Source organism: Mesorhizobium sp. M4B.F.Ca.ET.058.02.1.1 (genome assembly GCF_003952505.1).
In the GTDB taxonomy this organism is placed as follows: Bacteria; Pseudomonadota; Alphaproteobacteria; order Rhizobiales; family Rhizobiaceae; genus Mesorhizobium.
On the sequence record NZ_CP034450.1, the window covers coordinates 6,357,961 to 6,371,104 of the forward strand.

Sequence of the window (13,144 nt, forward strand, 5' to 3'; positions counted from 1 at the left end):
TCAGTCTAGCATCCCGCCTGTCCGATATACAGACACGATGTCTGAAATACCGGACAGATTAACGAGCCGGACAGAGAAGTCCAGACGAAAAAACGGGCGGTTCCGCAACGCGGCAACCGGCGGTTTTGTCGTCCCGACTCCGCACGCCCGGACACAACCACTGAAGGGGAACAGTCATGATGAAATCGCCGTTTTTCGCATCCGCCAGCGCCCTTTGCCTCGGTCTCGTCTTGGCCTTGGGCGTAGGCTCGCAGGCCAATGCCGCCGCCAAATGCATCAAGGGCGACCGCAAGGCGCCGTACACGATCGGCTGGGCCAACATCTATTCGGTGCCGACCTGGATGAAGCAGACGCAGGGCACCATCGAGGCCGAGGTCGAGGCGCTGAAGAAGCAGGGGCTGGTCGACAAGCTGGTCGTCACCGACGCCCAGGGCGACGCCAACGTGCAGATCCAGCAGATCCAGTCGATGATCGACTCCAATGTCGACGCCATCATCCTGATCGCCGGCTCATCGACCGCGCCGGCGCGCGTTATCGCCGATGCCTGCGCCAAGGGCATCGCTATTATCAACTTCGACAGCCTCGTCGACACCGACCAGGTGACCGCCAAGGTCAACACCGATTCCTCGCAGTGGGGCGACCAGGCCGCCAAGTTCCTGATCGACGCCATCGGCGGCAAGGGCAAGATCCTGATCCTCAACGGTCCGGCCGGCGTCTCGGTCAGCGACGATCGCCGCAAGGGCGCCGATGCCGAGCTCAAGGCTCACCCGGACGTGAAGATCCTGGCCGAGACCAACACACCCTACAATGTCGCGCCGGCGCAGGAAGCCGTCACCAGCCTGCTGTTCGCCAATCCCGAAATCGACGGCATCCTGTCGCTCGGCGGCGCGCTGTCGGCGGGCGCGGTGCTGGCACTCGACAAGCAGGGCCGCGACCAGGTGCCGATCACCGGCGAGAACGCTCGGCAGTTCCTCGAACTGTGGAAGGAAAAGGGCCTGAAGAGCTGGGCCACCATGCAGCCGAACTGGCTCGGCGCCTTCGCTACCTACACCGCCGTCCAGGCGCTCGAAGGCAAGGACGTGCCGGCCTTCGTCAAGATCCCGTTGCCGGTGATCGACAATTCCAACATCGACGAGTACCTCGCCCGGGCCAAGGATTTCCCGGCTGACGGCTATATCTATTCGCCCTACGATGAGGAGCTGTTCAAGAAGCTGCTGGCGCAGAAATAGGCCGGAAGGGTTGTAGCATTGACAACCATGGCTCCGCTCCTAGCCGCGCGGGGGGTGTCGAAGGCCTTCTTCGGCAATCCGGTCTTGCGCGACGTTTCCATCGCTCTCCAGCCGGGCCGCGTGCATGCGCTGCTCGGCGAGAACGGCGCCGGAAAGTCGACCCTGATCAACCTTCTGTCCGGGGCGCTGCGCCCGGATGGCGGGACGATCGAGGTCGACGGGCGCGCGGTGGCGCGCATGACGCCGGCGCTGGCGCGGCAGGCCGGCATTGCCGTCGTGCAGCAGGAGCTCAGCCTGACCGCCAGCCTTTCGATCGCCGAGAATATCGGCCTCGGCGCCTATCCGAAGCGGTTCGGCCTGGTCGACTACAATGAGCTCGCCGCCCGGGCAAGGGCGGCGTGCGACCTCGTCGGGCTGCACGAGCCACTGTCGACGCCCGTCGGGCAACTGCCGCTCGGGCGCCGACAGATGGTGGAGATCGCCAAGGCGCTCTACCGCCGGCCACGCGTGCTAATCCTCGACGAACCGACCTCGTCGCTGTCGGCGACGGAGACGAAAATATTGACCGATCTGTTGGCGCGGCTGCGCCGGGAAGGCATCGCCATCCTCTACATCTCGCACCGGCTCAACGAAGTGATGACGCTCTGCCAGCATGTCACCGTCCTCAAGGACGGCACCTGCACGGCGGACCGCTCGCTGGACGGAACCGACGCCGCCGGGCTGGTGCGGCTGATGGTCGGTCGCGACCCTGGCGATCTCTTTCCCAAGTGGCAGGCTTCCGCCTCGCCGGCCACCGCCATCTCGGTCCGCAACTTTGCGGCCGGCCTGATGCGCGACGTCGATCTCGACATCAGGACGGGCGAGGTGCTGGGCATTGGCGGCCTGGTCGGGCAGGGGCAGGAGGACCTGTTGCTCGGCCTCTACGGCGCCATCCCGGCGAGGACGAAGTCGGCGACCGTCAACGGTGCCCCGGGCCTGCCCGGCGGTGTGCCGAAGGCCAATGCGCTCGGCCTCGTCTACGTGCCGGCCGACCGCAAGCGCGAGGGACTGCACCTGATCCATCCGATCATCACCAACATGATGCTGCCTGCCTTCGCGCGGCTGCCGGCGCTGAAGCTGCGCAGCCGCCAGGCCGAACGCAAGACGGCAAAGGGCCTTGCCGCGCAGCTCGCCATCAAGGGCGATCTCGAGCGGCCGGCGCAGGCGCTGTCCGGTGGCAACCAGCAGAAGGTCGCGCTGGCAAAATGGATGCCGCATGATCCGCTGGTGCTGCTGCTCAACGACCCGACACGCGGTGTTGATGTCGAGACCAAGCGCGAGATCTATCTGATGCTGCGCGCCTTCGCCGCCGCTGGCAAGGCCGTCGTGCTGCTCAGTTCCGACACGCCGGAACTGGTGCATCTGTGCGACCGTGTGGCGGTGGTGCGGGAAGGTCGCATCGCGGCCACGCTCGAACGCACGGCGCTGAGCGAGGAAGCCATCGTGTCGGCGGCGATGGGCGCCGAGAAACAGAAGGTCGCGGCATGAGTACTTCTTCCCCCGCGAAAACCGCCGGTGCCCTCTATTGGCCGGTGCAAGCGCGCCGCAATATCGGCGTGCGCAGCCTGTTCGTCGTCGTGCTCGCATTCCTCATTGCTTATGGCGTGCTGTTTCCTGGCCTGTTCACGGCCTCCGGCTTCGCCAAGTTCACCCAGAGCTGGTTTCCGCTGGCGTTGGTGGCGATGGCGCAGGCGATCCTCATGCTTACGGGCGGCATCAGCCTGGCGATCGGCGCCACCGTCAGTCTCGGGGCGGTCATCGCCGCGACCACCATGGCCGGGCCACTCGGCGTCGCCGGCGGCGCCGCCGCGGTGGCGCTGACCGGGCTCGGCATCGGAGCCGTTACCGGCTTGATCGTAGTGCGGCTTCGCTTGCCGGCGATCGTGGTCACGCTCGCCGGTTCCTTCATCATTGGTGGCGCCGCACTGCTGATCCTGCCAAGGCCGGGTGGCTCCATTCCGGAATGGTTGTCCGACCTGCTGGCCGGCGACACGCCAGCGGCCTTCGTGCTTCTGTTGGCAATCGTTCTCCTTTGGAAGCTCTATCTCGCCACGCCGCTGGGACTGAGCCTCTACGCCGCCGGCGAGAATCCGGTCGGCGCCTTTCGGTCCGGCGTGCCGGTCGATATGGCGCGCGTCGCCGCCTATGCGATCAGCGGCCTGCTCTCGACCAGCGCCGGCCTGTTCGTCGCCGCGCAGACGGGCTCGGGCGATCCGGTGATCGGCAATGCCTTCACGCTCAACTCCATCGCCGCCGCCGTGCTCGGCGGCATCGGTTTCCTCGGCGGGCAAGGCACGATGCGCGGCGCGCTCGCCGGCAGCCTGCTGCTCAGCCTGATGATCAGCGTCATGTTCTTCCTCGGCTTCACGCCGGTGGCGCAGTATGTCGCGCAGGGGCTGATCATCATCGGCGCCGTCGCCATCCCGCAATTCCGTAAGGTGCAGCCATGACAGCCTGGAACGAAAGCGCGGGCGGCAAGCGCGCCAAGGCGATCCTGAAGAGCCGGCCCTTCCTCACCGTGGCCATTGTCGCGGCAGTCTGGATCGGGGCGAGCTTCGCGTCGCGCGGCTTCGGCGCCTATGGCCATCTGCGCTATCTGGTCGAACTCGGCGCCGTGATCGGCCTGGTCGCGGCGGGCCAGACCTTCGTCGTGATCGCCGGCGGCATCGATCTTTCGGTTGCGGCGATCGTCACCGTCAGCGCCATCAGCCTGCCGCTCTTGTCATGGCAGGCCGACCCGACCGGCCTTGCGCCGGTGCTCGCGGTGCTTGCGCTGACCACGGTGATCGGGCTGGTCAACGGGCTCGGCGTGGCGCTGCTGCGCGTTCATCCCATGATCATGACGCTGGCCATGGCGACCTTCCTGCAAGGGCTTCTGATCATCATTGCTGGCGGCAGTGCCGTCACCGCCGAGAACCCGCTGGTGCATTGGCTCGGCAATGCGCGGCCGGCAGGGATTCCGGCGGGCATTCTGCTCTGGGTGGCCGTTTCCGCGATTGTGCTGACGGTCATGCACGCCACGCCGTTCGGCGCGCGCATCTTCGCCATGGGCGCCAATCCGCTTGCCGCGGCCCTGTCCGGCGTGCCGGTGACGTCGACGACACTCGCCGTCTATGGCATCAGCGGCTTCACGGCGGGGCTGGCGGGCGTGCTCGTGCTCGGCATGAACGGACAGGGCTATGTCGGGATCGGCGATCCCTACCTGCTTGCATCGATTGCCGCGGTGGTGCTCGGCGGCACGTCCATTCTCGGCGGGCTCGGCACCTATGCCGGCACCATTCCCGGCGCGATCCTCTTGGTGACCATCACCGCGCTGATCACCGTGGTCAACGCATCTCCCGGTTGGCGCAGCATCCTGTTCGGCTCGCTGATCCTCGGCCTGCTGCTTCTCTCAGGCCGGGAGCAGGCTCGTCGATGACACGTCGTCCAGCCGGTAGATGCGCTTGGCGTTGCCGAAGAACAGCGCCGCCTGCTCGTCCGCGGAAAGGCCCGAAGCAATGGCCTTGAAGCTGTCATACACTTCGTCGAACGAGGCATGCAGGCCGGCGACCGGGAAGTCGGAGCCGAACATGGCGCGCTTCGTTCCAAAACAGTCGATGCAGTGCAGCACCACCGGCCGCAGGCTGTCGAGCGTCCAGTCATGATCGTAGGCGACGAGGTCCGAGATCTTGACGGCAACGTTGTCGTGCTGCGCCAGAAGCCGCAGTCCGTCGCGCCATTTCCGCATGCCATCAACGTCGCGGTCGATCGGGCTGCCGCAATGGTTGAGGACGAATTGCTGATCCGGAAAGGCCGCGGCGAGGCGAGCGGCATCAGCCAGTTGGCGCGGGAACACCATCAGGTCAAAGGAGAGCCCGTGGCGCGCGAGCAGCTTCAGTCCGGAGCGCCAGGCCGGATCGTCCATGATGCCGTCGCGGGCGGCGAAGCGACGCGCCGGATCGGGGTCCCAGCTGAGAATATCGCGCACGCCGACGACGCGATGGAAGGCAGCCTGCGCTTCGATCAGCGCCGGGGCCTGCCGGCTGGCCAACGGCACGTGCACGACATAGCGTGTCGGGATGCCCTGCGACTTGTCCAGCGTCTCCAGCCAGCGGGTCTCGCCGACGCAGTCGTCGGCAGCCCAACCGGCTTCGACATGGACGGTGGCGACGACAGCGTGTCGGGCGGCATCGCGCAGATAATCCTGGGGCAGATAGTTGCGGCGCAGCGGGCCAAGCTCGCCCAGGCCGCCGCGTTCGCCGGCCGTGGGCGTCAGCCAGGGATTGCGGCCGAGACCCAGGTCCCAGAGATGATGATGGGCATCGATGATCGGTCCACCGTAGGGAATGGGCATGCGTTTCTCTCAAGCGATGACCGGCACCGGCAATCTCTCTGGAACGGCGCAAGGGGTAGCATCGGATGAGTGAAAACACACCGGCTCCGCCGCTCGTCGTGCATGAAAATTTTCTGCTCGACGATCGCATCCGCGGCGTGCCGCCAGGCACCTCCGGGCTGGACAGCAGACAGGTCGGGCAACAAGGCTGGCATCCGGCAGACGGCCGCATGTCGCTGCCTTTGCTGACGCTCGACGAGGCCGCCTTCGCTTCGAATCGCGAGCTCTTCCTGCGCTATGTCGCGGAGCATGGCGCCGAGATCGCGCCGCACGCCAAGACGCCGATGGCGCCGGACCTTGCCCGGTCGCTGGTCGAGGCCGGCGCCTGGGGCACCACGGTCGCCGACATCAGGCAGGCGACGGTCATGCTGAAGGCCGGGCTGACGCGGCTGATCATCGCCAACGAGGTTGGCGGTGCGGGCGGCGCGAACCGGCTCGCGGCGCTTGCCGGCGCCTGGCCGCAGGCCGAGCTCTATGTCTTTGCCGATTCTGTCGACGCCGTGGAGGCACTTGCCCAGGCATGGCGCGCCAATGCGGCGCTGGCTCCGTTGCGCGTGCTGGTCGAACTTGGCGTGGCAAGGGCAGGGGCTCGGACGACTGCCGTGGCCGAGGCGATCGCCGACGCGATCGCGGCGACAGGCGGACGGCTGCTGATCGCCGGTGTCGCGACCTATGAAGGCGCGGCCGCGCAACCCGATCCGGTGCGCACCGAGGAGGTGGTGTCGGCGCTGCTGGCAAACGTCGGCGACATGTTCCTCAGGCTGCGTGCGCGCGTCGGCGGCGAGGCGCCGCTGATCGTGACGGCCGGCGGCTCAGTCTTTTTCGACAAGGTGATCGCGGCGCTTTCGCCTGTCGTCGCGAAGGACAGCAATGCGAGGCTGGTGCTGCGCAGCGGCGCCATCTTCTTCCACGATCATGGCGTCTACGATCGATCGCTGGGGGCGGTCGATGCCCGCAACGGTTTTACCGTCAATGGCGCGAGTGTTTCGGCGCGGCGCTTGTTCCGCCCGGCGCTGCGCATCTGGGCCGAGGTGCTGTCGCGGCCAGAACCCAGCCTCGCCATCTGCGGCATGGGGATGCGCGACGTCTCGTTCGACCAAGGCTTCCCGAAGCCGTTGATGGTCCATCGCGCCGGCCATGCGCTTGCGGCGCCGCCGAAAGCCGAGGTCATAAAACTCAACGACCAGCATGCCTTCCTGTCGCTTCAGCCGGGCGACGACATCGCCGTCGGCGACGTCGTCGAGTTCGGCATCTCGCACCCTTGCACCTGCCTCGACCGCTACCGCGTCATCTTCGGCGTCGATGGAAACGGGCATGTGGCGCACGCCTTCCCCACCTATTTCGGCTGACCAGAGCCCTATGAGAGAACCTCGAAAGGATCCGTCATGATCAAGTACTTCCAGTCCGGGTCCCGCATGTCGCAGGCCGTCGTCTATGGCGGCATGGTGCACATCGCGGGGCAGGTCGCCAACGACCGCAAGGCCGGCATCGAGGCGCAGACGAGCGACGTGCTGGCCAAGATCGAGTCGCTGCTCATCGAGGCCGGCAGCAGCAAGTCGAAGCTGGTGGCGGTCAACATCTTCCTGCCGCAGATCGGCGACTTCGATGCCATGAACAAGATCTACGATGCCTGGGTGGATCCGTCACGGCTGCCTGCCCGTGCGTGCGTCGAGGCACGCCTGGCCGATCCGGACCTGCGCATCGAGGTCACGGCGGTGGCGGCCGTCTGAGAGGGAACCATGCACACCGGCCTCGTCCACACGCTCGATTTCGACCGCGACGGCAAGACATCAGGTCATTTGAGCATCCCGTTCTCGATCGACCGCTCGCCCTATTTCCAGGTCAAGGTGCCGATCTGCCTGATCCGCAACGGCGAAGGCCCGTCGCTGCTTTTGATGGCCGGCAATCACGGCGACGAATATGAGGGCGAGCTGTCGCTGGCCAAGCTTGTGCGCAGGCTCGATCCCAAGCGGATCAGGGGTCGCGTCACCATCCTGCCGATGGCGAACGCGCCGGCGGTGATGGCCGCCAAGCGCTGCTCGCCGCTCGAAGGCGGCAACCTCAACCGCGCCTTTCCGGGCGATCCGTCGGGCGCGCCGACCAGCCGGCTGGCCCATTTCCTCGAGACCGAGCTGTTTGCCCGCCACGACGTCGTCTTCGACATCCATTCCGGCGGCACCTCGATGGAGCATCTGCCGACGGCACTGGTCGAACGCAATGCCGACCCGGAGCGTCACCGGCGCGGCGTCGAATTGATGCGCACGCTCGGCATGCCCTATGGCTTCATCGCCGACAACGGCCCGGCGTCGCCGACCTCGATGGGTGCCGCGCGCCGTGCCGGCGCGATCGGCGTCAGCGGCGAGTTCGGCGGTGGCGGCACGGCAACGGTGGATTCCATGGCGCTCACCGCCCGTGCGCTCGACAGGCTGATGATGGCGCTGGGCTTGGTCGAGGCGCCCGTTCTGGCGCCGGAGGCCGAGCCTACCGCTCCAACGCGGCTGCTTTCGCTGTCGCGGCACAGCCAGGGCATCTATGCCACGCGGCGCGGCTGGTTCGAGCCAGCGGTCAGGCTCGGCGACAGCGTCAGCGCCGGACAGCTTGCCGGCTGGTACCACGACCTTGAACGGCTCGACTTCGCCGAGGAAGCCCTGCATTTCGCCGAAAGCGGCATCGTGCTGTCGCGCCGGCTGCACACGATGTGCGAGGCAGGCGATTGCTTGATGCAAGTCGCGGAGCCGGTGGACAGCTGAGAGCAAACGCCGGGCGACGCAAGGAAGCCGAGGATGACCATGCAGCTATCAATGTGGACCTATCCCTGGGACATCCAGGATATCGGACTGGAGACGGTCGAGCGTGATCTCGTCGAGCGTGCCGGGCTCAATATGGTCAGCCTCGCCACGTCCTACCATGCCGGGCGATTCCTGCAGCCGCGCAGCCCGCGGCGCAAGGCCTATTTCCCTGAGGACGGCACCATCTACTTCCAGCCGACATCAGCGCGCTGGGCCGGCCTCGCCATCCGGCCCAAGGTCGCTGACGTGATCAGTGAAGGCGGCGATGTGCTGCGCAAGCTTGCGCGCCGCCGCGACGCGGGCGGGCTCGGGGTTTCGTGCTGGACTGTATGCCTGCACAACACCCGCCTCGGCATGCTTCACCCCGAGGCCGTCACCCGCAACGCCTTCGGCGATGCCAATTACTACAATCTCTGTCCCTCGCATCGCGACGCGCGCGCCTATGTCCGCGCCTTGGTCGCGGACATCTCGCACGGCTACAGGCCGGACCGGATCGAGCTCGAAAGCCCGTCCTTCATGGGTTTTGCGCATGAGTATCATCACGAGAAGGATGGTGTCGGCCTGGCGCCAGAAGACGATTTCCTGCTCTCGCTGTGCTTCTGCCCGTCCTGCCTGGATCGCGCGGCCAAAGCCGGCGTCAATGGCGCGGCGGCGCAAAAGCTGGTCAGGCAATGGATCGCCGAGACCTGCGAGCGTGCGGTGCCGAAGCGGCGCTTTCCCGACTTTCCGGCAAGTGGGCTCGATATCTTCCTGCCTTGGCCGGAACTCCATGCCTATCTCGTCTGGCGCTTCGAGCCGGTGACCAGCCTGGTCTGCGAGTTGCGCGAGGTGGCGCATCCGGCGACGCGGGTGCTGATCATCGACCTCAAGGACGGCTGGCTCGGCGGCTGCGATCTCGCGGCGCTCGGCAAGGTCTGCAACGGGGCGATCCTGTGCGCCTACGACATGCAGGCGGACGATGTCGCGAGCCTGCTCGAGGCCGGCCGCGCGGCGCTCGGCCCGGAAAAATTCCTCGGCACCGGCTACCGGCTCTTCTATCCGGAAATGGCCGGCGCGGAAGTGCTCGCCGCCAAGGTGAAGCCGGCGAGGGCGCCGGGCGTCGACGGTATCAACTTCTACAATTACGGCCTCGTCCCCGCCGCGCGGCTCGACTGGGTCGGCGCGGCGCTGTCCGGCTGAGAAGCGGGGCCCGGAACGATATGCCGGCTGATGCATTTTGGCCCTGTGCCAATCAGCTGGAGACATCATGCGAATTGCCCATGTCGCGCCGCTCTACGAGTCCGTGCCGCCGAAACTCTATGGCGGCACCGAACGGATCGTCTCCTACCTAACGGAAGCGCTGGTCGCTCTCGGCCATGAGGTTACGCTGTTTGCCAGCGGCGACAGCCGGACTTCCGCGAGGCTCGTTGCCGGGCGTGAATGCGCGCTTCGCCTCGATCCGCGCCCGAAAAAATCAGAGATAGCCGCGCATCTGGCGATGCTGGCCGAGGTCCGCGAGCGGGCGCACGAATTCGACCTCATCCACTTCCACCTCAGCCATTTCCTGCATTTTTCCTTCTTCGCGGATATGGCCGGAAGGACGGTGACGACGCCGCATGGCAGGCTCGACTATGTCGACCTGGCGCCCACCTACCGGCGCTTCCCACGCTTTCCGATGGTCTCCATCTCACGCAGCCAGAGAGCAGGGCTGGCCGAGGCCAATTGGCTGGCGACGATCCACCATGGCCTGCCGATCGACATCTATCGGCCCGCTTTCGAGACCACGGAAGAGGAACCGTATCTTGCCTTTCTCGGCCGGCTTTCGCGCGACAAGCGGCCGGACCGCGCCATCGAGATCGCGCGCCGCTCTGGGTTGAAGCTGAAGCTGGCGGCCAAGATCGGTGACGATGATCGTGCCTATTTTCATGACGTTGTTGAGCCGCTGATCGACGGTGACCGCGTCGACTATGTCGGCGAGATCGCCGAGGACGAGAAGGCCGAGTTTCTCGGCAAGGCGGCCGGCCTGCTGTTCCCGATCGATTGGCCCGAGCCGTTCGGCCTTGCTCCGATCGAGGCGATGGCCTGCGGCACGCCATCGATTGCCTGGAATTGTGGCGCCTTGCCTGAGATCATCGATCAGGGCGTGACCGGATTTGTCGTCAATTCGATGGACGATGCGGTCAAGTCCGTGCCGGCATTGCTTCAACTCGACCGTCGAAAGGTGAGGGCTGCCTTCGAAAAGCGGTTTTCCGCCAACAGAATGGCCCGCGACTATGTGGCCGCCTATGGGCGCCTCATCGGTGGTGCGACCGACGCGAAGGCCTCGTGAGAGGCGCCGCCTGATCCGGGGGCGGAGCAAACGGGAAAAAAACATATGACAGAGCTCGACGAGCGCAAGCTTGATCCCGCCGTAGCCCTTGCCGCTCTGGACGAGACCGCGCCGCGCGAGCCGCACCGGCTGTTCGCGCTGAAACAGGGCGACTGCTTCGCGGTGGCCGACGCTTATGGCGATATCCGGGGCGCCGGCGACGGCTTCTTCCGCGACGACACGCGCGTGCTTTCGGAGTTTCGGCTGACCGTCGGTGGCAGGCAAACATCGCTGCTCGGCGCCTCGCTCAGCCAGGACAATGTGCTGTTCACTAGCAATCTCACCAACCTGCCGGTTCAAAGCGTCGGCGGCCGCGACATTCCGCAGGGCGCGATTCATGTCGAGCGCGTCAGGCTAATCTGGCAGGACCGGCTGTTCGAGCGCATCACGCTTTCCAACTATAGCCAGGAGACCTCGGCGATCCGCGTTTCTCTGCACTTTGCCGCCGATTTCCGCGACATGTTCGAGGTGCGGGGCTCGACAAGGGCAAAGCGCGGCACCGCGCATGCAGCCAAGATCGACGCGACGTCGGTGCTGCTTCGCTATGACGGGCTGGACGGGTTGGCGCGCCTGTCGGCGATATCGTTCTCGCAGGCGCCCGATCAACTGACAGACAGCCGCGCCGATTTCCTCGTCGCGGTGACCAAGCGTTCCAGCAAGGTGCTCTATGTCGAGGTCGGTTCGGAGGCTGTCGACACCCCGGATCGCGATCGCTTCCGCGCCGCAGCGGCGCGGGCCCGTTTCGGCATGCGGGCAAAGCGCCGCCACGGCGCCACGTTGCACAGTTCCGGCCGCGTCTTCAACGACTGGGTCGAGCGCGCCCGCGCCGATGTGGCGCTGCTCACCACCGAACTCGCGACTGGGCCCTATCCTTATGCCGGCATTCCCTGGTTTTCGACGGCATTCGGCCGCGACGGCGTGATCTCGGCGCTGCAGATGCTCTGGCTCAACCCTGGTCTGGCGCGCGGCGTGCTTGCCTTCCTCGCCCAGCACCAGGCAACCGAGACGTCGCCGTTCAGCGATTCACAGCCCGGCAAGATCATGCACGAGACCCGCAAGGGCGAGATGGCGGCGCTGCGCGAGCTTCCCTTCGGCCGCTACTATGGCGGCGTCGATACCACGCCGCTCTACATCCATCTCGCCTGCGCCTATGCAGATCGCACGGGCGACATGGAATTCATCGACAGGCTGTGGCCGTCGATCAAGGCCGCGGCGGAGTGGACGGAAGAGGCGAGCCGGGAGACCGGTTTCGTCACCTACCAGCGCGCCGCCGAATCCGGCCTCGCCAATCAGGGCTGGAAGGACAGTTTCGACTCGGTCTTTCACGCAGATGGCCGCATCCCCAAGGGCCCGATCGCGCTGGTGGAAGTGCAGGGCTACGTCTTTGCCGCGTTCCGGGGCCTGGCGGCACTCGCCCGCCGCCGGGGCGGATATGCGGAGGCCGAGCATTGGGAGGAGCGCGCCGAAGCCATGCGCGCGGCGGTGGAGAGCCATTTCTGGGCGGACGATCTCGGCTTCTATGCGCTGGCGATCGACGGCGCCGGCGAGCCCTGCAAGGTGCGGACGTCGAATGCGGGCCACCTTCTGTTTGTCGGATTGCCTGAGCCGGAGCGGGCGAAACTGGTCGCCGACCAATTGCTTTCGGCATCCTTCCATTCGGGCTGGGGCCTGAGAACGCTCTCCGACGACGCGGTGTTCTTCAACCCGATGTCCTACCACAACGGCTCGATCTGGCCGCACGACACCGCCATCTGCGGCGTCGGCCTGGCGCGCTATGGCGAGCGCGAGAGCGTGGTGCGGTTGATGAGTGGCACGTTCGAATCGGCCGTGCATTTCAACATGCGGCTGCCGGAGCTGTTCTGCGGCTTCACCCGGGCGCCGGGCGAGGCGCCCATCGCCTATCCGGTCGCCTGCCTGCCGCAGGCCTGGTCGGCCGGCTCCGCCTTCATGCTGATGCAGGCCTGTCTCGGCCTGGAGATCGATGGCTGGGAAGGCGAGATCCGCGTCACGCGGCCAAGGCTGCCGATCGGCATCGACACACTCACGCTTCGACACCTGACCGTCGGCGACAGGGCGGTCGACCTGACCTTCCAGCGCGTGGGCGATCGTGTCGTCGCCTTCCTTGCCGACCGGCATGAAGGTCTGGTGCCGCTCATCGTGCGCACCTGAGATGTGCTGATTTCAGCCGACCTCCAAATGGCGGCTTCCTGCCTTTCGACCGCGCGATCTTCAAGGGATCGCCCACGGCCCGGAAAATGTCGGAACCGATGCTCCGTTTGTGCGTTGCACAATCACACCGGACGCGCGGCGGTCTGTTCCGTCGCCCGGCAAGGTGTCGAAAACAAGAAGAATGAGTCCTGCGGCGGGC

The 13,144-nt window shown here is 66.2% G+C and carries 11 protein-coding genes; 10 read left to right on the forward strand and 1 reads right to left on the reverse strand.

Annotated features, from left to right (window positions below; translation table 11 throughout):
* Positions 1-176: 176 nt before the first annotated feature.
* Genes EJ073_RS30885 through EJ073_RS30900 form a run of 4 tightly spaced genes read left to right on the forward strand, consistent with a single transcriptional unit; the run spans position 177 to position 4,686 of the window.
* Complete coding sequence (locus tag EJ073_RS30885; protein ID WP_126058954.1) at positions 177-1,229, forward strand: ABC transporter substrate-binding protein; 1,053 nt, start codon at positions 177-179, stop codon at positions 1,227-1,229.
* 27 nt (positions 1,230-1,256) lie between these two features.
* Positions 1,257-2,756, forward strand: a complete 1,500-nt coding sequence (locus EJ073_RS30890; RefSeq protein WP_189347298.1) for a sugar ABC transporter ATP-binding protein — start codon at positions 1,257-1,259, stop codon at positions 2,754-2,756.
* Complete coding sequence (locus EJ073_RS30895) at positions 2,753-3,718, forward strand: ABC transporter permease (RefSeq protein ID WP_126058956.1); 966 nt, start codon at positions 2,753-2,755, stop codon at positions 3,716-3,718. Before EJ073_RS30890 ends, EJ073_RS30895 begins: the two co-directional genes overlap by 4 nt.
* Positions 3,715-4,686 carry an ABC transporter permease gene (locus EJ073_RS30900; protein ID WP_126058957.1) on the forward strand — a complete coding sequence of 324 codons (972 nt, stop codon included), beginning with the start codon at positions 3,715-3,717 and terminating at the stop codon, positions 4,684-4,686. The genes EJ073_RS30895 and EJ073_RS30900 overlap by 4 nt, the downstream gene beginning before the upstream one ends.
* On the opposite strand, the gene EJ073_RS30905 is transcribed toward EJ073_RS30900, so the two are convergent.
* On the reverse strand, positions 4,660-5,601 hold the full coding sequence (locus EJ073_RS30905) for an amidohydrolase family protein (protein WP_126058958.1): 942 nt from the start codon (positions 5,599-5,601) through the stop codon (positions 4,660-4,662). The genes EJ073_RS30900 and EJ073_RS30905 overlap by 27 nt on opposite strands.
* A gap of 65 nt (positions 5,602-5,666) precedes the next feature.
* Between EJ073_RS30905 and EJ073_RS30910 the strand changes: the two genes are divergently transcribed.
* The 6 genes from EJ073_RS30910 (at position 5,667) to EJ073_RS30935 (ending at position 12,945) form a co-directional block, all read left to right on the forward strand.
* Positions 5,667-6,989 (forward strand): alanine racemase, encoded by a 1,323-nt coding sequence (locus EJ073_RS30910; protein ID WP_126058959.1) that lies wholly within the window; start codon positions 5,667-5,669, stop codon positions 6,987-6,989.
* Between the two features lie 36 nt (positions 6,990-7,025).
* The gene (locus tag EJ073_RS30915; protein WP_126058960.1) at positions 7,026-7,370 is read left to right on the forward strand and encodes a RidA family protein; all 345 of its coding nucleotides are present in this window, start codon (positions 7,026-7,028) and stop codon (positions 7,368-7,370) included.
* A 9-nt stretch (positions 7,371-7,379) separates the two neighbouring features.
* Positions 7,380-8,390 carry a succinylglutamate desuccinylase/aspartoacylase family protein gene (locus EJ073_RS30920; RefSeq protein ID WP_126058961.1) on the forward strand — a complete coding sequence of 337 codons (1,011 nt, stop codon included), beginning with the start codon at positions 7,380-7,382 and terminating at the stop codon, positions 8,388-8,390.
* Positions 8,391-8,429: 39 nt separating this feature from the next.
* Complete coding sequence (locus EJ073_RS30925) at positions 8,430-9,608, forward strand: hypothetical protein (protein WP_126059408.1); 1,179 nt, start codon at positions 8,430-8,432, stop codon at positions 9,606-9,608.
* Positions 9,609-9,675: 67 nt separating this feature from the next.
* Entirely contained in the window at positions 9,676-10,737 is a 1,062-nt protein-coding gene (locus EJ073_RS30930; RefSeq protein WP_126058962.1) for a glycosyltransferase family 4 protein, read from the forward strand.
* A 45-nt stretch (positions 10,738-10,782) separates the two neighbouring features.
* On the forward strand, positions 10,783-12,945 hold the full coding sequence (locus EJ073_RS30935) for an amylo-alpha-1,6-glucosidase (RefSeq protein WP_126058963.1): 2,163 nt from the start codon (positions 10,783-10,785) through the stop codon (positions 12,943-12,945).
* Positions 12,946-13,144: the final 199 nt, after the last annotated feature.

What these genes read in the sequence shown, in the direction of transcription:
- EJ073_RS30885 (WP_126058954.1), top strand. Translation starts at nt 177, where the DNA reads ATGATGAAATCGCCGTTTTTCGCATCCGCCAGCGCCCTTTGCCTCGGT.
- EJ073_RS30890 (WP_189347298.1), top strand. Translation starts at nt 1,257, where the DNA reads ATGGCTCCGCTCCTAGCCGCGCGGGGGGTGTCGAAGGCCTTCTTCGGC.
- EJ073_RS30895 (WP_126058956.1), top strand. Translation starts at nt 2,753, where the DNA reads ATGAGTACTTCTTCCCCCGCGAAAACCGCCGGTGCCCTCTATTGGCCG.
- EJ073_RS30900 (WP_126058957.1), top strand. Translation starts at nt 3,715, where the DNA reads ATGACAGCCTGGAACGAAAGCGCGGGCGGCAAGCGCGCCAAGGCGATC.
- EJ073_RS30905 (WP_126058958.1), bottom strand. Translation starts at nt 5,601, where the DNA reads ATGCCCATTCCCTACGGTGGACCGATCATCGATGCCCATCATCATCTC.
- EJ073_RS30910 (WP_126058959.1), top strand. Translation starts at nt 5,667, where the DNA reads ATGAGTGAAAACACACCGGCTCCGCCGCTCGTCGTGCATGAAAATTTT.
- EJ073_RS30915 (WP_126058960.1), top strand. Translation starts at nt 7,026, where the DNA reads ATGATCAAGTACTTCCAGTCCGGGTCCCGCATGTCGCAGGCCGTCGTC.
- EJ073_RS30920 (WP_126058961.1), top strand. Translation starts at nt 7,380, where the DNA reads ATGCACACCGGCCTCGTCCACACGCTCGATTTCGACCGCGACGGCAAG.
- EJ073_RS30925 (WP_126059408.1), top strand. Translation starts at nt 8,430, where the DNA reads ATGCAGCTATCAATGTGGACCTATCCCTGGGACATCCAGGATATCGGA.
- EJ073_RS30930 (WP_126058962.1), top strand. Translation starts at nt 9,676, where the DNA reads ATGCGAATTGCCCATGTCGCGCCGCTCTACGAGTCCGTGCCGCCGAAA.
- EJ073_RS30935 (WP_126058963.1), top strand. Translation starts at nt 10,783, where the DNA reads ATGACAGAGCTCGACGAGCGCAAGCTTGATCCCGCCGTAGCCCTTGCC.